Consider the following 25318-nt stretch of genomic DNA (forward strand, 5'->3'; position numbering starts at 1 on the left):
GTGGACCGCTGACCGGGCGGACCGCGCTCACCGCGCCAACCAGCCGCCGTCGACGGGCAGCACCACGCCGTGGACGTAGTCGGCCGCGCGGGAGCACAGGAACAGCACCGCGCCCGCGATGTCCGCCGGCTCGGCCCAGCGCCCCGCCGGGATGCGCTCCAGGATGGACCGGTTGCGGTCCTGGTCCGCGCGCAGGGCGCCGGTGTTGTCGGTGGCGACGTAGCCGGGCGCGACGGCGTTGACGTTGACGCCCCGCCGCGCCCACTCGTTGGCCAGGGCCTTGGTCAGGCCCGCCACCGCGGACTTCGACGCGGTGTAGCCGGGCACGGTGATCCCGCCCTGGAAGCTGAGCATCGACGCGACGTTGACGATCCGACCCGAGCCGCGGGCCAGCATCACGCGGCCGACGTCGCGCGACAGCGTCCAGGTCGCGCGCAGGTTGACGTCGATCACGTGGTCGAAGTCGGCGTCGCTGTGCTCGGCGGCGGGCGCGCGGCGGATCGTGCCGCCGTTGTTGACCAGCACGTCCACCTCCCGAGCGGCCAGCAGCGCGCCCAACTCGGCCACCTGCGCGTGGTCGGACAGGTCGGTCCTGATCGGGGTGAACACCCGCCCCTCGGCCTCGACCGCGGCCCGTGCCGGGCTGTCACCCTCCGGCATGGACGCGCTGACGCCGATCACGTCGGCCCCCGCCGCCGCCAGCAGCCGTGCGACGGCCAGCCCGATGCCCCGGCTCGCCCCGGTGACGGCGGCGGTCTTGCCGGTCAGGTCGAGCAGGCCGGCGACCTCGGGCGTCATCGCAGGGCCGCCGCGGGGTGCGGGTCCATGTCGTCGAACGCCTGGTTCTCCCCCGCCATGGCCCAGACGAAGCTGTAGGCGGCGGTGCCGACGCCGCTGTGCACGGACCACGGCGGCGAGATCACCGCCTGGCGGTCGGCCACGACCAGGTGCCGGGTCTCGCTCGGCTCGCCGAGCAGGTGCACCACGCGGGCGTCCTCGGGCAGGCCGAAGTAGAGGTAGACCTCCATGCGGCGCTCGTGGGTGTGCGCGGGCATCGTGTTCCACATGCTGCCGGGGTGCAGCGTGGTCACGCCCATCACGACCTGGCAGCTGCGCACGCCGTTCTCGTGGATGTACTGGGTCAGCGTCCGCCGGTTCGACGTCAGCGGGTCGCCCAGCTCGCGCACGGTGCCGCTGCCCGGCTCCACCAGCGTGGTCGGGTAGGCGGTGTGCGCGGGCGCGGAGAACAGGTAGAAGGCGGCGGGCGCGTCGGCGTCGTCGGACGCGAACGTCACCTCCTCGACGCCCCGGCCGACGTAGAGGCACGCGGTCGGCGCGAGCCGGTGCTCCTCTCCGTCGACGGTCACCGTGCCCGGTCCGCCCACGTTGACGATGCCGGCTTCGCGGCGGTCGAAGAACCGCTCCGACCTCAGCTCCGGGAACGCCGGCAGGCTCAGGGGGCCGCCGCGCGGCAGCGCGCCCACCAGCACGACCCGGTCGTGGTGGGTGTAGACCGCGCGCACCTCGCCGTCGGTGAACAGGTCCTCGACGAGGTAGTGCTGCCGCAGGTCGTCCGTGGTCATGGACGGGACCTGCCGCGGCGCGGTCGCGTAGCGCTGCTCCACGTTGCGTCGCCTTCCTTCGGTCGGATCGTTTCAATCACTTGATGGCAGGAAACAGTCAATCTCAGACACAAAGGAAGGGCAAGACTGTACAGTTTGCTTGTTACGATCAGTTTCGATCAGGACCACGAGGCGAGCAGGCGGTCATGGCGGACAAACCGGGTGCGGAGGTCAGGGGCGCGATGCTGCCCGCCGCCCGACGGCAGTGGCTGCTGGAGCACTTGGCGGGCCGGGGCGTCGTGCGCATCACGCACATCGCCCAGGCCATGGGCGTCACCCCGGTCACCGTGCGGCGGGACGTGAACGACTTGGCCGCCGAGGGCCTGGTGGAACGGGTGCACGGCGGCGTCAGGCTGGTGGACGACCTGCCCGCCGAGACCGCCGGCGCGGACGCCACACCGGCGATCGGGATGGTCGTGCCGTCGCTGGACTACTACTGGCCCGAGGTCATCCGCGGCGCGCAGGACACCGCGCACGAGAAGTGCGCCCGGCTCGTGCTGCGCGGCGCGTCCTACCAGGTCGACGACGTGCGGCACCAGGTCGAGTGGATGATCGGCAGCGGCGCGGTCGACGCGCTGCTCGTCGCGCCGCCGACCCGGGGCGCCGGGGCCGAGGAGCTGCTCGCGTGGCTGACCGCCCTGCCCGTGCCGGTGGTCCTGGTGGAGCGCTCGGCGGTGTCCGGCCCGTACCGGCAGCACGTCGAGTCCGTGCGCACCGACCACGCGGCGGGCGCGGAGCTGGCCGTCCGCCACCTGCACGGGCAGGGCCACCGCGGCATCGGGCTCGCGATCAGCGCGACCAGCCCCACGTCCGGCCAGGTCCGCGACGGCTGGCGCCACGCGATGACGGACCTCGGGCTGACACCGGCCCCCGAGGTGAGCGTCGCCGCCTACTACGAGCCCGGTTGGGCGGTCGACGTGGACCGGGTCCTGGACCTGTGCGCCGAGCACGACGCCACCGCGCTGGTCGTGCACTCCGACCGGGAGGCGGTGTCGCTGGTGCAGCGCGCCGAGGAACGCGGCATCCGGGTGCCCGCCGACCTGTCGGTGGTCGCGTACGACGACGAGGTGGCCCGCTTCGCCCACCCCCCGCTCACCGCCATGCGCCCGCCCAAGTACGCCGTCGGCAGCACCGCCGTGCACCTGGCGCTCGAACGCCTGGCGCAGGGTCCGACCCGGCCCGTGCGCCGGGTCGTGCTCAGTTCGGAACTGCGCGAGCGCGCCTCGACCGGCGCCCGCACGCGGGCAACACGCTGATCACCGCACCCCTGCCGCGCCGGCCTGGACCGGCGGACACACCGACAGGGGCGGCGGCGGCCAAGCCGGGCACCGGCCCCTGACGCATCGTCCGGGCGGCGCATCACCTCACCCCTGCCGCGCTGACCCGGGCGGCGGACCACGTGGCGGGGTCGGCGACGAGCAGCCGGGCCACGTCGGCGGTCGGCAGCGGCACGGCGACGTCGGACATCGTGCACAGCGCGCCGGCCGCGGCCAGGTGGCCCGAGCGCAGGCAGTGGGCGGGTGGTTCGTCGGCCAGGAGGCCCGCCAGGAACCCGGCGGCGAAGGCGTCACCCGCGCCGACCGGCTCGACGACGTCCACGTCCAGCGCGGGCTCGAACACCGTTGGCCTGCCCGCCTCCAGCACGGTCGCGCCCACCGCGCCCTGCTTGACGACCACCGTGCCCGGCTCGGGCAGCACCTCGCGGACCGCGGCCGGCTCCGACACACCCCACAGCGCCTCGGCCTCGTCGTCGCCGACCAGGACGATGTCCGCCTTGGCCGCCAAGGCGCGCAACACCTCCGGGCCCGCCGCTCCCCACAGCGCCGGCCTCCAGTTGACGTCGAACGACGTCGTGACGCCGGGGTGGTCCAGCAGGGCGTGCACGAGGGCCAGGCAGGACGGCGACAGCGCGGCCGTGATGCCGGTGAGGTGCACGTGCGACACCGCGTCCAAGTCGAGCCGGTCGACCAGTTCCGGTCCCAGCGCCGACGCCGCCGAGCCGGCGCGGTAGTAGCGCACGGCGCTGCCGGTCCTGCCCGCTTCCTTGACGTAGAGGCCGGTGGGGCGGGTCGGGTCGACCAGCACGCGCGAGACGTCCACCCCGGCCTGTGCCACGGCCGCGACGACCGCACGCCCGAACGGGTCGTCGCCCACCGCGCTCACCCAGCCGACGGGCACGCCGAGCGCGGCCAGGGCGCAGGCCACGTTGGACTCCGCGCCGCCGATCCCCCGCGTCCAGGCCCGCACCTCTTCGGGAGGCCCGGCTTCGGCGGGGGTGAACACGGCCATCGTCTCGCCAACGCACAGCACCGCGACCACTTCGGCTCCTTCAGGGCTCAGGCTCGAACAAAACGATCGTAAACGATCAAATAGTGCTTGACCCGACTTAAACGATCGCACATGCTCATCCCGCCTGACTTGTTCTCCCGCTCCACCTGCCGGGCAGGTCCGGACGCCGAAGAGGAGATCGACGACGATGGACCCGCGCCGAACGCCCCGCCGCGACAGGTCGAACCTGACGACCGCAGGCCTGTCCGCCGCAGTGGTCGCGACCTCGGCCGGCACGTGCCCGTCGACCTCGGGCGCGCGAGAGGCGATCGTGCCGAAGGCGACCCTGGTGTCCGACACCCTGCTGGACCCGGCCGCGCTGTTCTTCGTGTCCTACGACGGCGTGGTCAACAACAACTCCTTCCAGCGGGACGCGATCGTCACCCACGCCGGTCACCAGTACGCGACCTGGTACACCGGCAGCCGCCACGCCGTCGTGGCACGCAGGCGGCTCGGCGGCGAGTGGGAGGAGGTCGTGCTGCCGCACCGGTTGAGCGTGGACGACTCGCACAACGTGATCTCGCTCGGCATCTCCCCGCAGGACGGGACGCTGCACGTCGCGATGGACACGCACGACAACCGCGTGTTCTCCGTGAGATCGATCGCCGGCCTCACCACTCGGCCGCTCCCCTGGGACGCGTCGGCGTTCGGCGCGGTGCAACGGACCCTCGGCGGTCTCGAGCTGGGGGACATCACCTACCCGCAGTTCATCGTGACCCCGGAGGGCGTGCTCCAGCTGAGCTACCGCACGGGGTGTTCGGGCAACGGCGTCAACGAGTTGGCCGAGTACCGCGACGGCGGCTGGACCCGGCTGGGCGCCTGGACCTCGGCGACCGGTGACCACACCGGGCCGAACGGCGTCGTGTCCACGACGCGCAACATGTACCTGCACGGCCTGGACTACGACCGCGACGGACGGCTGCACGCCGCGTTCACATGGCGCGAGGGCGACAGCGGCGTCCTCCACTCCCCCGGCGGCCTGGCCAACCACGACACGGGTTACGTCCGCAGCGACGACCGGGGCCGCACGTGGCGCAACGACGCGGGGACCCTCGTGGGCACGACCGGTGGCGCGCCCGTGACCGTCTCCTCCCCCGGCGTCCTCGTCGACCGCCTCGACCCGGACCACGGCCTCATGAACCAGGAGAGCCAGGCCGTCGACTCGACCGGCACGCCCCACGTGGTGATCAGCTACGTGCCGGAGCGGCTCGTCCCCCGCGTCTCGGACTACGCCGCGCAACGGGTGCGGCACGCCCGCACCTTCCACCTCACCCCCGCGGACGGCGCCTGGACCAAGCGCGAGGTACCCGTCCCACCCGACAGCACCCAACGCACGAAACTCGTCTTCGACCGCGCCGACAACGCCTACCTGGTGATGCCCCGCGCCCGGATCGTCTCGGCGAGCAGGGCGAGCGGCTGGACCGACTGGGCCGTGCTCTTCGACGAGCCGTCGCTGAACGCGTTCGGCGAGGTCAACGTCGACCCGACCCGCCTCGCAACCGACGGCATCCTGTCCGTGCAGTACCAACAGGCCTCGTCGGGCACCACCCCCTCACCGATCCGGGTCGCGGACTTCCGGTTGGGCGGCGAACGGGTTGTCAACGCGAAAAGCGGGGTCAGCTGATCAGGTGATCGGTGTCCCGCACCCTATTACTCCGGATGAAATGCTCGTGCCGCGCGAATGCCCGAAAGGATGGAGGTGAATCGAGGGACACGCGGGGCGGGTCCGCCCCCTTCGGATGATCTTCCGATCACTCGCACCACCGTTTCCGCTGTACGAATCGAGAGTTCCGGATCGTCCAACGCGGTTGGTGGTTCCGCCTCCCCGGGTCGACTCCTACCCTGGTGAACGGGGGGCGGCTGCACTTGTGGTCAGTGGGGCACTCGCCCTCGGTGACCTGATCGCGCAGTCGATGTCGGGGAGTGGTGAGCCGATCGTGCCGGTGGAGCGGAACTCGACCAACGAAATGGGCGGCACGGTCACCGGGGCAATCGTGCAATCAGGCACGGTACACGGCGGCGTGCACATCACGAGCCCGATCCCGACTCCGGAAATCCCGCGGCAACTGCCACCCGCACCGGCGTTCTTCACCGGGCGGGTCCACGAAAGCGCGGAGGTCGACGTGGCGGCGTCGGACGTGTCCGGGCGACCCGCGCTGGTCGTCATCACGGGACCGGGCGGTGTGGGGAAGTCCGCCCTCGCGCTGCGTTGGCTCCACACGAACGCCCAGCGCTTCCCGGACGGGCAGCTCTACGCCGACCTGGGCGCCTTCGGCACCGGGACACCTGTGTCGCCGAGCCACGTGCTGCCGAGGTTCCTGCGGGCGATGGGTGTCCACGTCGACGACATCCCGGTCGACCTGGCCGACCAGTCCGCGTTGTTCCGCTCGGTGACCTCGGACAAGCGGGTCGCGGTGTTGGCCGACGACGTGGAGTCCGTCGCGCAGGTACGGCCGCTGCTGCCCGCCGCCGGCGGTGTCGTGGTCGTCACGAGCCGCTGGAGGTTGGCCGGGCTGGCGCTGGACGGCGCTCGCCTGATCCTGGTGGACGCGTTGGACATCGACGCGGGAGTCGCACTGCTGTCCCACGCGTTGGGCCACGACCGGATCGCCGGCGAGCCCGACCGGGCCCGCGACGTCGTCGCGATGTGCGCCGGGTTGCCGCTCGCGCTACGGCTCGTGGCGGCTCGCATGGCGACCAAGCCCCGGTGGCCGCTGGCGCGGGTGGCCGACTCGCTGTCCGACGAGCGCAAGCGGTTGTCGGTGCTGGCCGTGGCGGGAGAACTCCCGGTGGGCACGAGCTTCGACCTCTCCTACCGCGAGCTGACGCCGGCCGCGGCCCGTCTGTACCGGCTCCTCGGGCTCTACCCGGGCACCGAGTTCGGCGTCGGGTTGGCGAGTGCGGCGGCGGACGTGCCGGAGGAAGAAGCCGAACGACTGCTCGACGAACTGCTGGACGCGAGCCTGCTGATCGACCGCGGACCGGACGCGTACCGGTTCCACGCCCTGCTGCGCCTGCACGCGGCGCGCCACGCGGACGACCGGGACAGCGCGGACGAACGCGAGCGCGCGACGCACCGCATGGTGCTCTGGCACCTCGACCACGTGATCGCCGCCGATCTCGTGGTGATGCCGCTCAGACAGCGGTGGGGTCCCAGGTCCGAAATGATCCGGCAACGCCCGCCCGCGTTCGCGAACCCCCGGGACGCGCTGGACTGGCTGGATCACCACCACGGCAGCACGATCGCCGTGCTCCGCGCCGCGGCGGGCCGTTTCGACGACGAGGTCTGGCAGATGTGCGAGGCGCTGTGGTCGCTGTACCACAACAGGCGTCCGCCGCTCGTCGACTGGTTGGCGTCGCACGGGCTTGGCGTGGAGTCCGCACACCGCACCGGCAACGAGGTCGCCGAGGCGCGGATGCACGTGCAGCTGGGTTACGGGCACCTCACGGCGGAAGCGTTCGACACAGCCGCCGAGCACTTCACCGCGGCGCTCGGCCTGGGCAGGTCGGCCCGCCATCGCGACACCGAGACCACGGCCCTGGAACACCTCGGCGTAGCGGCCAAGGGAGCGGGTGACCTCGACCAGGCGCTGGACCACTTCACCGAAGCGCTCGCGATCACCGAGGAGCTCGGGCACACCCGCGCCGCCGTGCTGTTGTTGCGCAGGCTCGGGGAGACGCTGTGCGACGCGGACGACGTCGCAGAGGCGTTCGCCCCGCTGCACCGGGCCGAGCACCTCGCGGCCGGGTTGGGCGACAGCGTGCTGCGGGCACGTGTCTCGCTGAGCCTGGCCACCGCCCACACCAGGTCGGGACACCCCGCCGACGCGATCACGGTGCTGGAGGAAGTCGTGGACACCCTCCACTCGACCGGCGCGGACCAGTACCGCGCCGAGGCGCTGGAAGCGCTCGCCGACGCGCACCTGGGTGTCGGCGACACCGCCGGTGCGCGTCGGCATCTCGAAGCAGCGCTCGTGCTCTACGACCGATCGCCGGGACCGAGGTCGGCGAAGGCACGAGCACGGCTGGAGGCGCTCGGCGGAGACCCGGGAGCCCCGGTCCCCGAGCCACCGGACGTGACGTCGAAGTAGCCGAACAGTCCCATCCGCTCGACCGCTCCCGTGCCCGGCCCCCGTCGCCTGCACCGGATTCCACGTCCTCGCACCGCGACGACGCAGTGCCGGAAACCGCAGGGTGCGACCACCACCGTGACGCCGGGGAACACGGACATCAGCCGGTCGACCTCGTCCCGCGCCCGGTCGCACCCGTCTTTCGGCAGGCCCACCACGACGTCCGCGATCGCCAGCCACCCGCCATCGGCGGCGTCCTCGTGCGCGAGCACCAACCGGTCGACGCCCCACTCGACCAAGACGACCCCGGCTCCCGCGACCACCCTGCCGAACCCGCTCAACACGCCACCCCCAGACCGTCGAACGGGTGGCGGATCGGGACCGGCAGGGGCACCGGTTGCACCAAGGCCGGTCTGTCCGGCTCGGGCAGGCCCAACACCTCGTAGGCGGTCCGCCGCGTGAGGGCCGCGGCCTGCCCGGGCCGCGACGTCACGAGGGCTCCCAATCCCGCGTAACGACCGGGCCGGTGCGCCGAGCGCACCTCGCGGAGCTGATGGGCCAGGTCGCGGTCGTCCAACGCGTGCGCAAGGAGCCGCACCGCAGAGGCCACGCTGCCCGGGGCCTCGTCCCGTTCCGAGGACCGGTTCACCAGCACGGGCACGCCGAGCGCGGCCGCGTAGACGGTGACCGAGCCGTGGTCCCCGATGACCGCGTCGGCGGCGACCACGGCGGCGCGCCAGCCGTCTTCGGGCGGGAGCAGGGCGTGACCGGCGTCGAGGTAGTCCGCGAACCAGGACCGCACCTGCCAGGCCCCGTGCAGCGCCCACACGATCGGGTGCACCGCCGTGACCACCCGGTACCGGTCCGCGGGCAGGTCGGCGGTCAGCCGCGCGACCAGGTCCGACTCGCTGCCCAGCAACGAGTGCGGCGACCACGTGGAGCTGACCACCACGAGTCGCTGTCCACGCCGGACCCCGAGCGCCTCGCGGTACCGCGCCCGGCGCGGCAGGCTCGCCCGCAGGCGGTCGAAGCACAGGTCTCCGGCGACCACCGCGCGCGGCACGGCCTCCGGGCAGCCGTCCCTCAGCCTGGCCAACTCCGCCTCGTGCGTCAGCAGCAGGGCCGAGGGCACGACCCGCCCGTCCCGCACGAGGAGTTCACGCGTCAACCCGCGGCCAGGCGGAACCCCGCCGTCCCGGTCGTCCCACGGACTCAACCTCGACTTGACCAAGCCCACCCCGTGCGGTGACAGGACCACCGGCGCGGGAACCCGGTGGATCTCCTGGAAGCTCGCCGCCAGCGCGAGGTCGAACCGCATGCGCACGACCTGCTCCCACGGCAACACCACGCCTCCCAAGCTCCGCACGTACTCATCCGCGCCGTGCCACGCGTCGGGCATCGAAGGAACCGTGAAGACCACCTGCAACCGCTGGTCACCGGACAAGAGCTGCAGGAGGTCGACGAGCCGGGTGCCCGCCGTCACGTGCGGCACCACCACGAGCACCGTGCGGCACCCCCTCCTCGTCAGCCAACGATCGGCGCCCGGACTCCCGGGCGCCATCACCCACCCCTGGAACACGCACATTTGCGGCCTCCCCGACCGAATAGCAGATGACCAGAGCTTGGCGCGCCGTCTTTTCATCCTGCCGTCATGTGCCCCGGTGCAGCTCAGGCCGGCGGGCCGGCTCCGGATGTCATCTTCTGGACACATTCACCGGTCAGTGTCATCGGCCTATCAGCCGACTATCACGCTCGACCGAACGAACGCATTGCACCGGGATCGAAGTGGGAGCAGACTGTTATCGCCCGACGCCGGGGGTGGCGCACGTGGAGATTCGATTCGCGATACTCGGGCCGACCGCCGTGCGCGTGGGCGGTCGGCTCACCGAGGAGTGGGGGGCATCGAAGCTCCGTGCGCTGCTGGGCGCGTTGTTGGCACGACCTGGGACTGCCCTGCCGGCAACTGAGCTGGCCGACTGGGTTTGGGGTGCCGGGACCGAGTTGCCGAACGATCCCACGCAGACCCTGTACCTGTATGCGTCGAGAATCCGTAGATTCCTCAAAGAATCCGGGACGGGTGTCGAAATATTCGTGGACAACCGGAATTTTCGCCTCGACGCGGACCCGTTGTCGATCGACTACTTCCAGTTCCGGGAGCAGCTTCACCGTGCTCGCGCGGACGCCCGGCGAGGTGAACACCACCGCGCCCTCGGCGTCATCACCGACGCATTCCGGATGTGGCGACAACAGCCACTGGCCGATGCGGTGGGCGACGCCGCGGACGCTTGGCGGCACCGCGTCACGAAGAATGTGCTGCTACCCGCCTACGACACACTGTTCGCCCAACAGCTCGCGGTGGGCGAGGCGGACGCGGTGATCGCCCGGCTCGACGAGCTGGACGTGGACCACCGATCGCACCTGGCGCTGTTCAAACGACGGCTCCAAGCCTTGTACGCGTTGTCGCGCCACGACGAGGCGACGGAGGAGTTCCTGGCGGTGCACAAGGCCATCAGCGCGGACTTCGACGACATCGGCGCACGCGATCTGCGCGAGTTCCACGACCGGCTGAAGGAGAACGGGCCCACCACCGCACCGCACACCGTCACCGCCCGCACGCCCAACCAACTTCCCCCTCCGCTACCCGAGCTGGTCGGCCACGAGGACCTGCTGGCGTGGCTGGACTTGGTGACGACCGCCCCCTGCCTGGTCGTCATCGACGGTCCCGGCGGCGTCGGCAAGACGGCACGCGTCGTGCACTGGGCGCACTCCCGGCGTGACCGCTTCCCCGACGGCGTGCTGTTCGCCGACCTCCACGGCTTCTCGGACAGCCCGACCGTCGACACGTCGGCGGTCGTCGACCAGTTCCTGGAGGCGCTGGGCGGTGTCCCGGACCGCGTCACGGACCCCGGTCGGCGAGCAGCGAGGTTGCAGTCGGTGCTCAACGGGCGGCAGGTGCTCGTGGTGCTCGACAACGCGGGCCACACCGACCAGGTGCGACCGCTGCTGGGCCTGCTGTCCTCCAGCGTCGTGATCGTCACGAGCCGGTCGCACCTGTCCGGGTTGGCCGTGCGGTACGCGCCCCACCGCTTCACGGTCGAACCGCTCGACGACGAGCAGTCCGTCCGCCTGCTCAGCAAGCACCTCGGGCCGCGGGCGAGGACGCAGCCACAACAGCTCCAGGACCTCGCCGACCGGTGCGGCGGGTTGCCACTGGGCCTCGCCACGCTGGCCAACTACATCGCCATCCGGCCCCTCACCTCGCTCGCGGACTTCGCCGACCAACTCGACGAGCTGACGTTGCTGGACATCGGGGCGATCGGCGACGGTGCGAACCACGGCCTGCGCGCCGTGTTCGGGCAGTCGGTCCGCGCGCTCGCCCCGGAGGCGCAGCGGTTGTTCCGGCTGCTCGGCGCTCATCCCGGACCGGACTTCGGCGTGGGCGTGGCGGCGGCCCTGCTGGACGCGGAGCCGCGACACGCTCGCCTGGTCCTGGACGCACTGGTCGAGGCGCACCTGCTGGAGCAGCCAGGCCCCTTGGACCGGTTCAGGTTCCACGACCTGGTGAAGGAGTTCGCCGTCGGTCTCATCGCGAGCGCCGAGGAGCGGCATGACACGGAGTCCCGCGTGCTGTCGTACTACTTCCGCAGCGCGGAGAACGCCGACAAGGCGGTGTTCCCGACCCAGGCGCGCGTGCGCACCGGCACGGTCTTCGTCACCCACCACGTCGCGGAGTTCACCGACGAGGTGTCGGCCCGGCTGTGGTGCTTGGCCGAGATGCCGAACCTCATGGCGATCATCCGCTCGTTCTCGACCCCGGGCCACGGCGAGATGGGCGTGCAGCTCGCCCAGATCGTCAACCTGGCCGGACAGCCGCTCCTGAGGCACGGCGCGTTCCCCGAAGTGCACGCCCTCCTCCAGGCCGGGTACGCCGCTGTCGCCCACGACGAGTCGACCACCGAGGCGCAGGCGGACGCGCTCCAGGCCATCGCGACGCTTCACCTCCTGCGTCGCGACTTCGCCGAAGCGGAGCACTACGCGCACTTGGCGCACATCAAGTACCGCCTCATAGAAGACGAAGTCGGCATCGCCGCGTGCCTGCACACCACCGGCCGGATCATGGTCGAAACCGGCAACACGCTGATGGGGATCGACTCGCACGAACGCGCCTTGCGCATGGTCCGCCGCACCGGGGAGACAGGTCTCGAGACCACGTTCCTCTACCGGGCGGCCGAGGCGTACCAGCAGGCCACGGAGTACGGGAAAGCAGCCGCCTACTACCGCGAAGCGCTTGCCCTGGCGCGCGACCTGGGTGACACCACGGCGGAAGGACGCGTGCTGATGCTGCTCGGCTCCCTCAGCTTCGCCAAGGAGCAGACCGCCGAGGCGCGCGACTTCCTGCACGAGGGACTTCGACTGCTGGAGCGGGCACACGACCTCGGCCACGCCGCCATCGCGTGCTACTGGCTGTCGCAGGTCGAGTTGGAGTTCGGCCGGGTTCGCGAGGCGATCGGTTTCGGTCGCCAGGCCCTCCGGTTGAGCAGGCGTGCCTTCGACCCGAAAGTCGAGGGAGACTCACTGGAAACGCTCGGTGTCGCCCTCCGGCGTCGCGGATATCTGGACGCCGCCGTCGAGGCGTACGAGCAGGCCCGGGACATCTTCGACGAGCTCGATGCGGAACGGGCAAGGCGGATTCGACGAACGCTCAGCATTCTCGCCACCCAAACGGTCGAGCTGCCCACCGCCCGTACCGACTCGGGTGTGCGACATCACCCTAGCGAGCCTCACCGAGAGTAGCCACCACGATCGTGTGTGGCCTTAAGGAGTTAGGTACCGCAGTCCCATGGCCAGTGGGGGGTTGTGGAATCCCCGTAGACACTCTAAGTTGCGCCTCAGCTCGACTTGATCAACATCGCTGAGGAGCTGTAGAGCACATGAGCAAGGCCCTTGCGACGACGCTCGCCATCGTTGTGCTGACCGCGTTGTCCCTGGCACTCAGCAAGGTTTGGGTTCAATCGGCACCGGCAGTCGACACGGAGGTCGTGTCGGAAGCCTGACCCTGGCAGTTCAGCCGGGGATCACCGGGGCAGCGACCGAACGGCGACCCGCGCCGGACCGGTGGTCCCTCATCCCACCGCCGGCAGCGCCATCGCCGGTGTACGAATCCGGCCGATACACGAATCCACGCCGTTCGACCTGACGGATCGGGTCCCCGCCATCGCGGGGACCCGGTCGTCGGTCAGCCGCGCCGCCAGACCTGGTCCGGCTTGCCGTTGCCGTGCCGGAAGCCGACCGGGCTGCCGTTCGCGCCGGCCTCGCCGGTCACGTCGAGGCACAGGCCGGACCGGCCGTTGGTGATCGTGCCGTTCGACTGGAGGGTCCACTTCTGGTGCCGTTCAAGGTGGTCAGGGAGTAGCTGTCACCGGTGCGCAGACCCGGCCGGTAGACCGAGCCCATGCCGAGCAAGCGCAGGGTGTCGGTCGCGGCCTGGAGGTAGGCGACCTCGTAGGAGCCGTCGACCGGCCCGTTGTGGTTCAGGCCTGAGGTCATCTCGGCGCCGAGCTCGTCCAGGACGGCGCGTGAGGCGCACGTGCCGATGCGCGCGCGGAGGTCGTCGCCCACTGCTGCGGACTGGTCCAGTCCTTGTCTGGAACCGGCCGATGACCGCGGCGGCCTTGACGTGGGTGGTGGCGTAGCAGTCCGACTTGGACAGCCCCGAGGGCACCACCTCGTCGGCGGCGTGGTTGTCGCGCGGATCGGCCCGGTTCACCCCCTTGAACTGGCTGGTGTCCGCGCCGGCGGGCGAGGCCGTGGTGGTCAGCAGCCCGGCCACGTCCAGGCGCGGCCGACCGCCGCCGCGACGCGGGCGACAGGCTGTCAAGAGGACCGACCGGGAAGTCCCCGCGCCGTGGGGCACCGCCTCGACCCACTGGACAGGCCGGAGCCGAAGGGTTAGCGTGCCGCCAAATGTTTGCGTAAACATTCCTGCCGCGGTCAACAGGAGAGACGATGACGTCCATCTCGGCGCCGGTCGAGGCGCCACCGGCACGTCCGGCCCGACCGGCGCGCAACGTCGGCCGCCTGCGCGTTGATCGCAAGGGCTGGCTGTTCGTCGCGCCGTTCCTGGTGGTGTTCGCCCTGGTGTTCCTGGCGCCGATCGCGTACGCGGTGTGGTTGAGCCTGTTCCGGGAGCAGGTGTTCTTCGGTGGCACGGAGTTCGTCGGGTTGGCCAACTACGCGGCGGTGCTCGGGGACGGGAAGTTCTGGGAGTCGTTCCTGCGGGTGCTGCTGTTCCTGGTGGTCCAGGTCCCGATCATGCTGGGACTGGCGCTGGTGGCGGCGTTGGCGATCGACAGCGCCCGGCTGCACGCGGCGGGGTTCTTCCGGATCGTGGTGTTCCTGCCGTACGCGGTGCCCGCGGTGGTGGCGACGCTGATGTGGGGCTTCATCTACGGCGACAGCTTCGGCCTCGCCGCCGACCTCAACGGGCTGCTCGGGCGCGAGGCCGTCGAGCCGCTGTCAGGCGACTGGGTCCTGCTGTCGATCGGCAACATCGTGACGTGGGAGTTCGTGGGCTACAACATGCTGATCCTGTACTCGGCGCTCAAGGTCGTGCCGAACGACCTGTACGAGGCCGCCGCCATCGACGGCGCGGGCGCGTTGCGGACGATCGCGAGCGTGAAGCTGCCCGCGATCCGGGGCGCGGTGGTGATCGCGACGATCTTCTCGATCATCGGCAGCTTCCAGCTGTTCAACGAGCCCAACATCCTGCGGTCGTTGGCGCCCAACGCGATCAGCACGTTCTACACGCCGAACATGTACGCCTACAACCTGTCCTTCGGCGGTCAGCAGTACAACTACTCGGCCACGGTGGCGATCGTGATGGGTGTCATCACCGCGGTCATCGCCTACGTGGTGCAGCTGCGCGGCTCCCGGAAGGGTGCGTGAACACCGTGGCCCTGTCCCCGCTCCGGCCCCGCAAGTCCCGCGTGCTGACCACCGTCATGGCGGTGTACCTGGTCTACACGCTGGTGCCGCTGGCGTGGCTGCTGATCAGCGCCACCAAGACCCAGCAGGACCTGCTCTCGACGTCCGGGCTGGCCCTCGGCGGCACGTTCGCGTTGTTCGACAACATCGGGCAGACGTTCACCCACGACGACGGGATCTTCCTGCGCTGGCTGGGCAACACCCTGCTCTACGTCGTGGTGGGCGCGGGCGGCGCGACCGCGCTGGCCACCGCCGCCGGCTACGGCCTGGCCAAGTACCGCTTCCGCGGCCGGCGCGCGGTGTTCGCGGTGCTGCTCGGCGCCATCGCGATCCCGGGCACGGCGCTGGCGGTGCCGACGTTCCTGATGTTCAGCAACCTCGGGTTGACCAACACCCCGTGGGCGATCATCATCCCGTCGCTGGTCAGCCCGTTCGGCCTGTACCTGGTGTGGACCTACACCACCGAGGCCGTCCCCGACGAGCTGCTGGAGGCCGCCCGCATCGACGGCGCGGGCGAACTGCGGATCTTCTTCACCGTCATCCTGCGCCTGCTCGCACCGGGCGTGGTCACGGTCGCGCTGTTCGCCGTGGTGTCGACCTGGAACAACTACTTCCTGCCGCTGATCATGCTCAGCGAACCGGACTGGTACCCCCTCACCGTCGGCCTGAACCAGTGGAGCGCCCAGGCCTCGGGTGTCGGCGCGCAGCCGATCTACCACCTCGTGATCACCGGCTCCGTCATCACCATCGTCCCGCTCGTCATCGCGTTCCTGCTGCTCCAGCGCTTCTGGCAGTCAGGACTGACCGCGGGCAGCGTCAAGCAGTAACCCCGGCAGCAGTACCGGTAGCAGTCCCGGCAGCGATGCCGGAGGCAATCCTCTCCCACCGCCGTGAAAGGACCTCCCCATGTCACCCACCAGGCGCAGTCGCCAGGTGGCCGTAGTCCTGGCCACCGCTCTCGCCACCGCGCTCTCCGCGTGCTCCTCCGGCGGCGACGGCGGCACGACGCCGGGCGGCGCGACCGGCACGCAGGACGCGGTCGACGCCGCCCTGCGCGACGGCGGCGAGATCACCTACTGGAGCTGGACCCCGTCCGCCAAGGCCCAGGTCGAGGCGTTCCAGCAGGAGTTCCCCAACGTCAAGGTCAACTACGTCAACGCGGGCACCGGCAACGACCACTACACCAAGCTCCAGAACGCCATCAAGGCCGGCTCCGGCGCGCCCGACGTCGCCCAGGTCGAGTACCAGGCCCTGCCCCAGTTCGCCCTCACCGGCTCGCTGGTCGACCTGGGCCAGTACGGGTTCAACGACTTCCAGGACGACTACACCCCCTCGACCTGGAACTCCGTGAAGGTCGGCGGCGGGCTGTTCGGCCTGCCGCAGGACTCCGGCCCCATGGCCCTGTTCTACAACAAGCAGCTGTTCGACCAGCACGGCATCACCGTGCCCAAGACCTGGACCGAGTACGTCGAGGCGGCCAGGAAGCTGCACGCCGCCGACCCGACCAAGTTCATCACCTCGGACACCGGTGACGCGGGCTTCGCGACCAGCATGATCTGGCAGGCGGGCGGCAAGCCGTTCACCACCGACGGCAAGTCGGTGGAGATCGACCTCCAGGACGAGGGCGCCAAGAAGTGGACCGCCACCTGGGACCGGCTCGTCGAGGAGAAGCTGGTCTCGTCGATCCCCGGCTGGTCCGACGCCTGGTACAAGGCGCTGGGTGACGGCACGATCGCCACGCTGGCGACCGGCGCGTGGATGCCGGGTGTGCTGGAGTCCTCGGTGCCCGGCGGCGCGGGCAAGTGGGCCGTGGCCCCGATGCCCACCTACGACGGCGGCGCCCCGGTGACCGCGGAGAACGGCGGCGGCGGCCAGTCGGTGCTCAAGCAGAGCGCCAAGCCCGCGCTCGCGGCGGCGTTCGTGCGCTGGCTCAACAACGGCAACGGCGTCAAGCCGTTCCTGGCGAGCGGCGGCTTCCCCGCCACCAAGGCCGACCTTGACTCCTCCGCGTTCAAGGACGAGGCCGCGCCCTACTTCGGCGGGCAGCGGATCAACCAGGTCCTGACGGCCGCCGCCGGCCAGGTCGTGCCAGGCTGGAGCTACCTGCCCTACCAGCTCTACGCCAACAGCGTCTTCAACGACACCGTCGGCAAGTCCTACGCGGGCGCCACCGGCCTCGACCCCGGTCTGACCGACTGGCAGGAGGCGCTGGTCGAGTACGGCAACCAGCAGGGCTTCACCGTCAACGGCTGACCCGACGGCGTGACGGCCGCCCACCCGGCCGTCCCGCCCACTCGACCGTCACGCCCGGCCGTCACGCCCACCGCGCACACCCGCGTCCCACCCGGAAGGAACACCTGATCCCGTGCCCGAGTTCAGCATCGGCGAGCGCGACTTCCTGCTCGACGGCAGGCCGTTCCGCGTCCTGTCCGGGGCCCTGCACTACTTCCGCGTGCACCCCGACCAGTGGGCCGACCGCATCGACAAAGCGCGGCGCATGGGCCTGAACACCATCGAGACCTACGTCGCCTGGAACGCCCACGCGCCCACCCCGGACACCTTCGACCTCACCGGCGGGCTCGACCTCGGCCGGTTCCTGCGCCTGGTCGCCGACGCGGGCATGCGGGCGATCGTGCGGCCCGGACCGTACATCTGCGCCGAGTGGGACAACGGGGGCCTGCCGGCCTGGTTGTTCCGCGATCCGGAGGTGGGGGTCCGCCGCGCCGAACCCCGTTACCTGGCCGCCGTCAAGACCTACCTCGACCGCGTCTACGACGTCGTGGCCCCGCTGCAGGTCCAGCACGGCGGTCCTGTCATCCTCGTGCAGATCGAGAACGAGTACGGCGCCTTCGGCGACGACAAGACGTACCTCAAGACCTTGGCCGAGCACACCCGCGACGCGGGCATCACCGTGCCGCTGACCACGATCGACCAGCCGACCGACGAGATGCTGGCGGCGGGCAGCCTGGCAGGCCTGCACCTGACCGCGTCCTTCGGCTCCCGCGCCGTCGAGCGCCTGGAGGCGCTGCGCCGGCACCAGCCGACCGGTCCGCTGATGTGCGCCGAGTTCTGGGACGGCTGGTTCGACCACTGGGGCAGCCACCACCACACCACCTCGGCCGCGGAGAGCGCCGCCGAGCTCGACGCGCTGCTCTCCGCCGGCGCCTCGGTCAACGTCTACATGTTCCACGGCGGCACCAACTTCGGCTTCACCAGCGGCGCCAACGACAAGGGCTCCTACCAGCCGACCACCACCTCCTACGACTACGACGCGCCGCTGGACGAAGCCGGCAACCCCACCGCCAAGTACCACGCCTTCCGCGAGGTCATCGCCCGCCACCACGACGTGCCCGACGAACCACCGCCCGCCGCGCGGCCGACGCCGCGGTTCACGGTGGCGTTGACCGACCCGGTGCCCCTGCTCGACTGGGCGAGGCGGTCCACCGCCTGGCAGCGCCACGACACCGTGCCCGTGCTCGACGACCTGGCCGGCGCGCCGCGGCTGGCGCTGGCGACCACGCGGCTCGACCCCGCCGACCCGGCCGACCCCGCCGTGCTGTGCTTCGGCGAGGTGCGCGACCACGCCTCGGTGTTCCTGGACGGCCGGCCGGTCGGCGCCCTGCTGCGCGAGCACCACCAACGCGCTCTCGGCCTGCACCGCGCGGCCGGCGAGCTGGCGGTCCTGGTCGAGGACCACGGGCGGGTCAACTACGGGCCGCGCATCGGCGAGCCCAAGGGCCTCATCGGCGGCGCGACCCTCGACGGGCGGCCCCTGACGGGGTGGGAGGTGCTGCCGCTCGCCCTCGACGCGCCACCGCCGGTGTGGGGCGACCGCGACGGCACGACACCGGTGCGCGGAGCGGTGGCGGGGCCGGTCTTCCTGCGCGCCGGGTTCGACCTGGACCGGCCCGTCGACCTCCACCTGGACAGCGGCGGCTGGGGCCGGGGCATGGTGTGGGTCAACGGCTTCTGCCTCGGCCGCTACTGGTCACGCGGCCCGCAACGCACCCTGTACGTGCCCGGACCGGTGCTGCGCGCCGACGGCAACGAGCTGGTCGTGCTCGAACTCGCCGCCCTGACCGATCCCACGGTCCGGTTCGTGCCGGAACCGCTCCTGGGGCACACCGAGGCGTGATCGATGTTTACGCAAACAAGCATCATCGGGCACGGGCTATAGTGGCGACGCGCCACACGGCGTCGAAGCAGCCGGTGGGAGGAGCCCTGACGTGACAGCGGAATCCACGTCGGGGGCCTCCCGGCAGCCCGCCGTGCGGCGCGCGCCGGCCCGTCGGGTGTCCATGGCCGACGTCGCCCGGCTGGCGGGTGTGTCGGCGCAGACCGTGTCGCGGGTGTCCAACGGGCACCCCAGCGTCGTCGGCTCGACGCGCGAGCAGGTGCTGGACGCCATGCGGCGCCTGGGCTACCGCCCCAACAGCGCGGCCCGCGCGCTCAAGTACGGCGAGTTCCGCACCATCGGCGTCATCCTGTTCACCCTCTCCACGGTCGGCAACAGCCGCACCCTGGAGGCCATAGTGGACCACGCCGCGCACGAGGGTTACGCCATCACGCTGATCCCCGTCGCCGTGCCCACCCAGGACGGCGTGCTCGGCGCGTTCACCCGTCTCGGCGAACTGGCCGTCGACGCGGTGATCGTGATCATGGAGGTGCACCTCCTCGACGCGGCCACCATGACGCTCCCGCTCGGCATCCCGGCCGTGGTCGTCGACTCCACCGGCGGCGACCGCTACACCGTCGTGGACACCGACCAGGCCGACGGCACCCGCCAGGCCGTCCGCCACCTGCTCGACCTCGGCCACCGCACCGTCTGGCACGTCGCCGGCCCCGAGGACTCCTACGCCGCCGAACGCCGCGCCGAGACGTGGCGCGACACCCTGGCCGAAGCCGGCCTGCCGGTGCCCGCGATGTCGCGCGGCGACTGGTCGGCCGACTCCGGCTACCGGGCGGGGCTGGCGCTCGCCGACGAGCCCGGCTGCACGGCGGTGTTCGCGGCCAACGACCAGATGGCCCTCGGCCTGCTGCGCGCGTTCCACGAGAAGGGGAAGGTGGTGCCCCGCGACATCAGCGTCGTCGGGTTCGACGACATCCCCGACACCACCTCCTTCATCCCGCCCCTGACCACCGTGCACCAGGACTTCACCGAGGTCGGCCGCCGCTGCGTCGAACGCGTCCTGCGCCAGGTGCGCCACCGCCGCACCAAGCCGGGCACCACGCTGGTCCCGACCCGCCTGGTGGTCCGGTCCAGCACCGCGCCACCCCCGGCCTGACCGGACGACCGGAAGGCGGTCCGCTCCGCATCCGGTGCGCCACCGTCAGGTCACCGCTCCCCCGCCCCGGTCAGGCTCGTCGCGAGGTGCTCCCGCAGGAACCCGGCGACCTCCGCCCGCGCCGCCTCGGCCTGCGGCACCACGCCCGGCATGCTGAGGAACGCGTGCGTCGCCCCGGGGTGTTCGGCGAGCCGCGCGGGTGTCCCGGCTTCGAGCAGCCGTTCGGCGTACCGGCGGCCGTGGTCGGCCAGCGGGTCGACGGTCGGCACCACCACGAGCGCCGGGGCCAGCCCTCCCAGGTCGTCGGCGTGCAGCGGCGACAGCGCGCGGGCGTCCGTTCCCGGCGGCACGGCCAAGCGGTGGAACAGCCGCACCTGCTCGACGGTCAACGTCGGGCTGTCCGCGTGCCGGGTCATCGAGGCGTGGTCGTACATCGCCCCGGTCAGGTCGACGGCGGGGTTGGCCAGCACCTGCGCCCGCAGCGGCAAGCCGGCTCCCCTGGCCCGGATCGCGGCCAGCGCGGCGATCAGCCCACCCGTGCTCTCGCCGAACACCGCGCTCCGCGCCGGGTCGACCCCCCATCGCGCGGCGTGGTGCACCACGTGCCGCAGCACGTCCCAACCGTCGTCGACGGCGGCCGACAGCGGTGTCCCCGGCGCCAGGAGGCGGTGCTCGACCGAGACGACGACGACGGGCAGCCGCGCGGCGAGGTGGCTGGTGATCCAGTCGCTCTGCGCCGCCGTGCCGACGAACCCGCCGCCGTGCACGTGCACCACGAGCGGCAGGTCGGTGTGCCCGGCGACCGGCCGGCTCACCCGGACCCGGAGCGACCGGTCGGGCAGCGCCACGTCCTGCCACCGGATCACGGCGCCCCGGTCCGGCCGCCCCGTGATCACCCGGATGAGGCGGGACGCCCGCTTGCGGTTCTCCGCGTCGCGGAAGGCGGCCAGCTCCCCGTCCGTCAACGCCGACCAGTCCGGCTCCTTCCGCAGGGCGCTCAGCAGCCGGATCCCCAGCGGCGGCCGGTCAACACCGATCACGTCGTCCACGTTCCCCTCCTCGACCACCTGGTTTCGCTACCGGTGGTATCGATACCGATCGTAGCGCAACTCGGTATCGTGCGGCCATGACCCGAACGACACCGCCCGCCAAGCCACCCGGCCGCCCGCGCGCCGGGATCGACGACGTGGTCTTCGCCGCGACCCTGGGCACCGTCCACGAACTGGGTTACGCGGGCGCGACGATGGACCGCATCGCGGCGGCGGCGGGCGTCGCGAAGACCACGATCTACCGGCGCTGGCCGTCGAAGGGCGCGCTGATCACGGACTGCCTCGTGGCCGCGTTGGGCCCGGTGCCGTTGCGGGGCGCAGGCCGGCGCGAGGACATCTCCTCGGCCATCCGCTGGATCGCGGCGAAGATCGGCGAGCCGGGGATCGGCGCGGCGTTCGCGGGCGTGTTCGTCGACGCCGTCAGCGATCCGTCCCTGCGCGAAGTCCTGTCCACCCGGTTGCAGGACCCGTACCGGCTCGTGCTCCAGGACGCGCTCGACGAGCCGGAGCACCGGGTCCTGCTGTTCATCGACGTCATCGTCGGCACCCTGCTGCACCGGATGGGCATGACCGGCGTGCCGATGGTCGACGCCGACGTCGACGCGCTCACCGCGATGGTCCTGCGCCACTTCGCCGACGCCGGCGGGCCGGCCTGACCCGGCCGGTGTTCACAACACGTTGTTCAGCCCGCTCGGGGCGAACCTGAACACGCACGTCACCGCTTGACTCGGGACCCGTACCGGAGCCCGTGCCGCGTTCACCGCCCGCGGCACGGGCTCCCCTCACGGACAGGGAGGTCCCGTGGCGCGAAGAGCAGTGGCGTTGGCGTTGGCAACCGCACTGGCGGGGGCTGCGGCGCCCGCCCACGCCGCAACGGACAGCACACCACCGGACACGACCGCGCCCGGCGGCGCGCGGGGCGAGCCGTCGCCGGAGGACCGCACGACCGTCACGCTCGTCACCGGCGACCGGGTCGTGCTCGACGGCGACCGGTTGGTCTCCGTCACGCCCGGCGCGCACCGGGAGGACGTCTCGTTCCAGGTCACCCGGCACGCGGGCCGCCTGCGCGTGGTGCCCGCCGACGTGGCCCGGCCGCTGGCCGAGGGTCGGGTGGACCAGCGGCTCTTCGACGTCACCGGGCTGGTCGAGGCCGGCTACGACGACGCGCGGCGCGACACCGTGCCGGTGATCGTCTCCGGAGGCCTGCCGCCGGCGGGCGCACGGGTGGCCGGCGCGCTGCCCGCCGTCGACGCCGTGTCGGCCGAGGTGCCGAAGTCGACCGGGTGGCTCGAACTGCCCGAGGGCCCCGGCAAGGTGTGGCTGGACGGGATGGCCCGCCCGCTGCTGGACCGCAGCACCGGGCAGGTCGGCGCGCCGGCGGCGTGGGCGGCCGGGCTGACCGGCGCGGGCGTGACCGTCGCGGTGGTCGACACGGGTGTCGAGGGCGACCACCCCGACCTGGTCGGGCGGGAGGTCGCCGGCCGCGACTTCAGCCACGAGCAGGACGGGATCGACCACTACGGCCACGGCACGCACGTGGCGGCCACCATCGCCGGGCACCGCGAGCCGTACCGGGGAGTCGCGCCGGACGCGCGCCTGCTCGACGCGAAGGTGTGCGACAGCAAGGGGTTCTGCCCGGAGTCGGCGATCATCGAGGGGATGCGCTGGGCCGCGGAGCAGGGCGCGGACGTGGTGAACATCAGCCTGGGCCTGCCGCCGAGCGACGACGTCGACCCGGTCGAGGCCGCCGTGGAGGCCCTGTCGGCGAGCCACGGCACGCTGTTCGTCGTCTCGGCGGGCAACGCCGGCGACGCGCCGGGCACCCTGCTCTCGCCGGGCACCGCCGACGCCGCGCTGACCGTCGGCGCGGTGGGGCGCGACGACTCGTTGGCCGAGTTCTCCAGCCGGGGGCCCAGGGTCGCCGACGGCGCGGTCAAGCCCGACATCACCGCGCCGGGCGTGGACGTCGTCGCGGCGAAGGCGAGCACCGGCGGGCAGCTCGGCCCGCCCGTCGGCGAGCAGCACATGGCCCTGTCCGGCACGTCGATGGCGTCGCCGCACGTCGCCGGCGCGGCGGCGCTGCTGGCACAGCGGCACCCGGACTGGACCGGCGCGCGGCTCAAGGCGGCGCTGACCGCCTCGGCGCGGCCGAACCCGGCGCTGGGCGTCCACGAGCAGGGGTCGGGCCGCCTCGACATCGCCGCCGCGCTGACCACGGCGGTCACCAGCGAGCCGACGTCCGTCGTCCTCGGCGGGCACGAGTGGCCGCACGACGACGACGTGCCCGCCACGCAACCGCTGGTCTACCGCAACGACGGCGCGCAACCGGTCACGCTGGACCTGGCGGTGCGGGCGGACGGGTCGGACGGCGTGTTCTCGGTGTCCCCCACGCGGGTCACCGTCCCGCCGGGCGGCGCCGCCGAGGTCGCCGTGACGGGTGACCCGCGGCGGGCGTCCGCCGACGGCGCGCACTCCGGGACGGTGGTGGCGACCGCGAACGGCGCGGAGGTGCTGCGGACACCGGTCGGCCTGAACCGCGAGGTGGAGAGCTACCCCGTCACCTTCGACCACCCCGGCGCGCCCGAGGGCAGGGCGTTCACGCTCCTGGTGCACATGACCACCGGCGCGCACACCTACGTGCGGGACGGCGTCGTGCGGCTGCCGAAGGGCGACTACCTGGTGCAGACGCTGCTGGGCCCGGAGGAGGGCCCGCACACCATCGTCACACGGCCGGACCTCCGGGTGGAGGGGGCGGTGCGCGCGGTCCTCGACGCCGGGCCGGCGGGACCGCTCGAGGTCGTCGCGCCGGACCCGGCGGCGACGCCCGGCGGGCACCGGCTGGTGGTCGAGCGGACGCTCGGCGAGCACACCGTGAGCGTGGAGGCCTACCACCCCGGCGGTTTCCGGCCGGGAACGCGCGTGGGTCACGCGGGACCGGTGCTGCCCGCCGGTGAGCTGACCGTGTTCGTCGCCGCGCAGTACACGAGCCCGTCGGCGGACTACTGGCTGGGATGGGCCGAGCAGGGCCGGGTGCCCGACGGGTTCGTGCGCCGGCCGGGTGCGGCGGACCTGGCGGAGGTGCGCACCACGATCGCGCTGAAGTACCTGGGCGGGTTCCGGGAGCTGGGTGGTCACGTGGTCGCGCCGTCCGGCACGACCGGTCCGGGCTTCTTCACGGACCTGGGCCCCTCGTCCACCTCGACCCGGTACACGACGCCGGACGTCGGCTGGCAGACGCTGTTCTTCGACGAGGGAGCCCTGATGAGCGCGAAGCAGGAGCGGTACGGCGCGGGCCGGACCTACGACCGGTCGTTCGGCGCGCCCGTCATCGGTCCGGTCATGTACTCCGGCGACTACCCGAACCTGGCGCGCACCGGGAACGAGGTGTCGTTCTCGCTGTCGCTGTTCGGCGACCGGGAGGGCAACGAGGGCTACTCCAAGGTCACCTCCGCGCGGACGGCGCTGTACCGCGACGGCGCGCTGGTCGGCGAGAACGACAGCAGTGGGCACGGCGTGTTCCCGGTGCCGCCGGGGCCCGCGGTGTTCCGGGCGCGGACCGAGGTGACGCGCGCGCCGGAGGTCTCGGACTTCAGCACGCGCATCACGGTCGACTGGACGTTCCGCTCGGGCACGACCAACCGCGAGCGCCGGCTGCCGATGTCGGTGGTGCGGTTCACCCCGGAGCTGGACGCCGCGGGCAGCGCGCCCGCGTACCGGCCGCTGACCGTGCCGCTGGTGGTGGACCACCAGCGCGGCGTGGACAACCCGCCGTTGCGCCACTTCCGCGTGGAGGTGTCCTACGACGACGGCGCGACCTGGGTGAGCCTCCCGGTGCTGGGCCGCGCGGCGTTGGTGGGCAACCGGGCCAAGCCGGGGACGTTCGCCTCGCTGCGCGTGCACGCCACCGACGGCCGGGGCGGCGAGTTGAGCCAGACCGTGCTCCGGGCCTACCGGCTCGGCTGACGCTCCGTGACGGCGCC

The 25318-nt window shown here is 72.1% G+C and carries 19 protein-coding genes; 12 read left to right on the forward strand and 7 right to left on the reverse strand.

The features are described 5' to 3' along the window. Positions 1-27: 27 nt before the first annotated feature. A complete protein-coding gene (locus ACQPYE_RS23310; RefSeq protein ID WP_498714456.1) occupies positions 28-798 on the reverse strand; it encodes an SDR family oxidoreductase in 771 nt (256 codons plus the stop codon). Further along, positions 795-1625, reverse strand: coding sequence for a 5-dehydro-4-deoxy-D-glucuronate isomerase (kduI, locus tag ACQPYE_RS23315; RefSeq protein WP_498714459.1), 831 nt, complete (start codon positions 1623-1625; stop codon positions 795-797). Before kduI ends, ACQPYE_RS23310 begins: the two co-directional genes overlap by 4 nt. Positions 1626-1768: 143 nt before the next feature. On the opposite strand from kduI, the gene ACQPYE_RS23320 reads away from it, so the two are divergent. Then, positions 1769-2878: a LacI family DNA-binding transcriptional regulator gene (locus tag ACQPYE_RS23320; protein ID WP_498714461.1), complete on the forward strand. Its 1110-nt coding sequence runs from the start codon at positions 1769-1771 to the stop codon at positions 2876-2878. 103 nt (positions 2879-2981) lie between these two features. On the opposite strand, the gene ACQPYE_RS23325 is transcribed toward ACQPYE_RS23320, so the two are convergent. Continuing rightward, positions 2982-3932 carry a sugar kinase gene (locus tag ACQPYE_RS23325; RefSeq protein ID WP_498722968.1) on the reverse strand — a complete coding sequence of 317 codons (951 nt, stop codon included), beginning with the start codon at positions 3930-3932 and terminating at the stop codon, positions 2982-2984. 166 nt (positions 3933-4098) lie between these two features. Here ACQPYE_RS23325 and ACQPYE_RS23330 point away from each other — a divergent pair, with 166 nt between their 5' ends. Beyond that, positions 4099-5574 (forward strand): BNR repeat-containing protein, encoded by a 1476-nt coding sequence (locus tag ACQPYE_RS23330; protein ID WP_498714463.1) that lies wholly within the window; start codon positions 4099-4101, stop codon positions 5572-5574. Between the two features lie 499 nt (positions 5575-6073). Continuing rightward, positions 6074-8041, forward strand: a complete 1968-nt coding sequence (locus ACQPYE_RS23335) for an ATP-binding protein (protein ID WP_498714465.1) — start codon at positions 6074-6076, stop codon at positions 8039-8041. A gap of 316 nt (positions 8042-8357) precedes the next feature. Here the strand turns inward: ACQPYE_RS23335 and ACQPYE_RS23340 are convergent, their stop codons facing one another. Further along, positions 8358-9524 carry a hypothetical protein gene (locus ACQPYE_RS23340; protein ID WP_498714468.1) on the reverse strand — a complete coding sequence of 389 codons (1167 nt, stop codon included), beginning with the start codon at positions 9522-9524 and terminating at the stop codon, positions 8358-8360. 323 nt (positions 9525-9847) lie between these two features. On the opposite strand from ACQPYE_RS23340, the gene ACQPYE_RS23345 reads away from it, so the two are divergent. Both ACQPYE_RS23345 and ACQPYE_RS23350 read left to right on the forward strand, forming a co-directional pair. Continuing rightward, positions 9848-12814 carry an ATP-binding protein gene (locus ACQPYE_RS23345; RefSeq protein ID WP_498714470.1) on the forward strand — a complete coding sequence of 989 codons (2967 nt, stop codon included), beginning with the start codon at positions 9848-9850 and terminating at the stop codon, positions 12812-12814. 137 nt (positions 12815-12951) lie between these two features. Next, the gene (locus ACQPYE_RS23350; RefSeq protein ID WP_498714472.1) at positions 12952-13074 is read left to right on the forward strand and encodes a hypothetical protein; all 123 of its coding nucleotides are present in this window, start codon (positions 12952-12954) and stop codon (positions 13072-13074) included. A gap of 182 nt (positions 13075-13256) precedes the next feature. Here ACQPYE_RS23350 and ACQPYE_RS23355 read toward each other — a convergent pair whose 3' ends face one another. Together ACQPYE_RS23355 and ACQPYE_RS23360 are read right to left on the reverse strand one after the other, a co-directional pair. Next, on the reverse strand, positions 13257-13376 hold the full coding sequence (locus tag ACQPYE_RS23355) for an RICIN domain-containing protein (RefSeq protein ID WP_498722969.1): 120 nt from the start codon (positions 13374-13376) through the stop codon (positions 13257-13259). Further along, positions 13340-13639, reverse strand: coding sequence for a hypothetical protein (locus tag ACQPYE_RS23360; RefSeq protein ID WP_498714474.1), 300 nt, complete (start codon positions 13637-13639; stop codon positions 13340-13342). The genes ACQPYE_RS23355 and ACQPYE_RS23360 overlap by 37 nt, the downstream gene beginning before the upstream one ends. 387 nt (positions 13640-14026) lie before the next feature. Between ACQPYE_RS23360 and ACQPYE_RS23365 the strand changes: the two genes are divergently transcribed. From ACQPYE_RS23365 to ACQPYE_RS23385, 5 genes are all read left to right on the forward strand, one after another. Continuing rightward, entirely contained in the window at positions 14027-14965 is a 939-nt protein-coding gene (locus tag ACQPYE_RS23365) for a carbohydrate ABC transporter permease (RefSeq protein WP_498714476.1), read from the forward strand. 56 nt (positions 14966-15021) lie between these two features. Continuing rightward, complete coding sequence (locus ACQPYE_RS23370) at positions 15022-15831, forward strand: carbohydrate ABC transporter permease (protein ID WP_498722970.1); 810 nt, start codon at positions 15022-15024, stop codon at positions 15829-15831. 79 nt (positions 15832-15910) lie between these two features. Beyond that, positions 15911-17257 (forward strand): ABC transporter substrate-binding protein, encoded by a 1347-nt coding sequence (locus ACQPYE_RS23375; protein ID WP_498714478.1) that lies wholly within the window; start codon positions 15911-15913, stop codon positions 17255-17257. A 112-nt stretch (positions 17258-17369) separates the two neighbouring features. Further along, complete coding sequence (locus ACQPYE_RS23380; protein ID WP_498714479.1) at positions 17370-19139, forward strand: glycoside hydrolase family 35 protein; 1770 nt, start codon at positions 17370-17372, stop codon at positions 19137-19139. Between the two features lie 91 nt (positions 19140-19230). Beyond that, the gene (locus ACQPYE_RS23385; protein ID WP_498714480.1) at positions 19231-20289 is read left to right on the forward strand and encodes a LacI family DNA-binding transcriptional regulator; all 1059 of its coding nucleotides are present in this window, start codon (positions 19231-19233) and stop codon (positions 20287-20289) included. 50 nt (positions 20290-20339) lie between these two features. Here the strand turns inward: ACQPYE_RS23385 and ACQPYE_RS23390 are convergent, their stop codons facing one another. Beyond that, the gene (locus ACQPYE_RS23390) at positions 20340-21338 is read right to left on the reverse strand and encodes an alpha/beta hydrolase (protein WP_498714482.1); all 999 of its coding nucleotides are present in this window, start codon (positions 21336-21338) and stop codon (positions 20340-20342) included. Between the two features lie 77 nt (positions 21339-21415). On the opposite strand from ACQPYE_RS23390, the gene ACQPYE_RS23395 reads away from it, so the two are divergent. Both ACQPYE_RS23395 and ACQPYE_RS23400 read left to right on the forward strand, forming a co-directional pair. Beyond that, the gene (locus tag ACQPYE_RS23395) at positions 21416-21994 is read left to right on the forward strand and encodes a TetR/AcrR family transcriptional regulator (protein WP_498714483.1); all 579 of its coding nucleotides are present in this window, start codon (positions 21416-21418) and stop codon (positions 21992-21994) included. Positions 21995-22139: 145 nt separating this feature from the next. Further along, positions 22140-25301, forward strand: coding sequence for a S8 family peptidase (locus tag ACQPYE_RS23400; RefSeq protein WP_498714485.1), 3162 nt, complete (start codon positions 22140-22142; stop codon positions 25299-25301). Positions 25302-25318 lie beyond the last annotated feature (17 nt).

This window comes from Actinosynnema sp. CA-299493, from assembly GCF_050946825.1.
Taxonomy (GTDB): domain Bacteria; phylum Actinomycetota; class Actinomycetes; order Mycobacteriales; family Pseudonocardiaceae; genus Actinosynnema.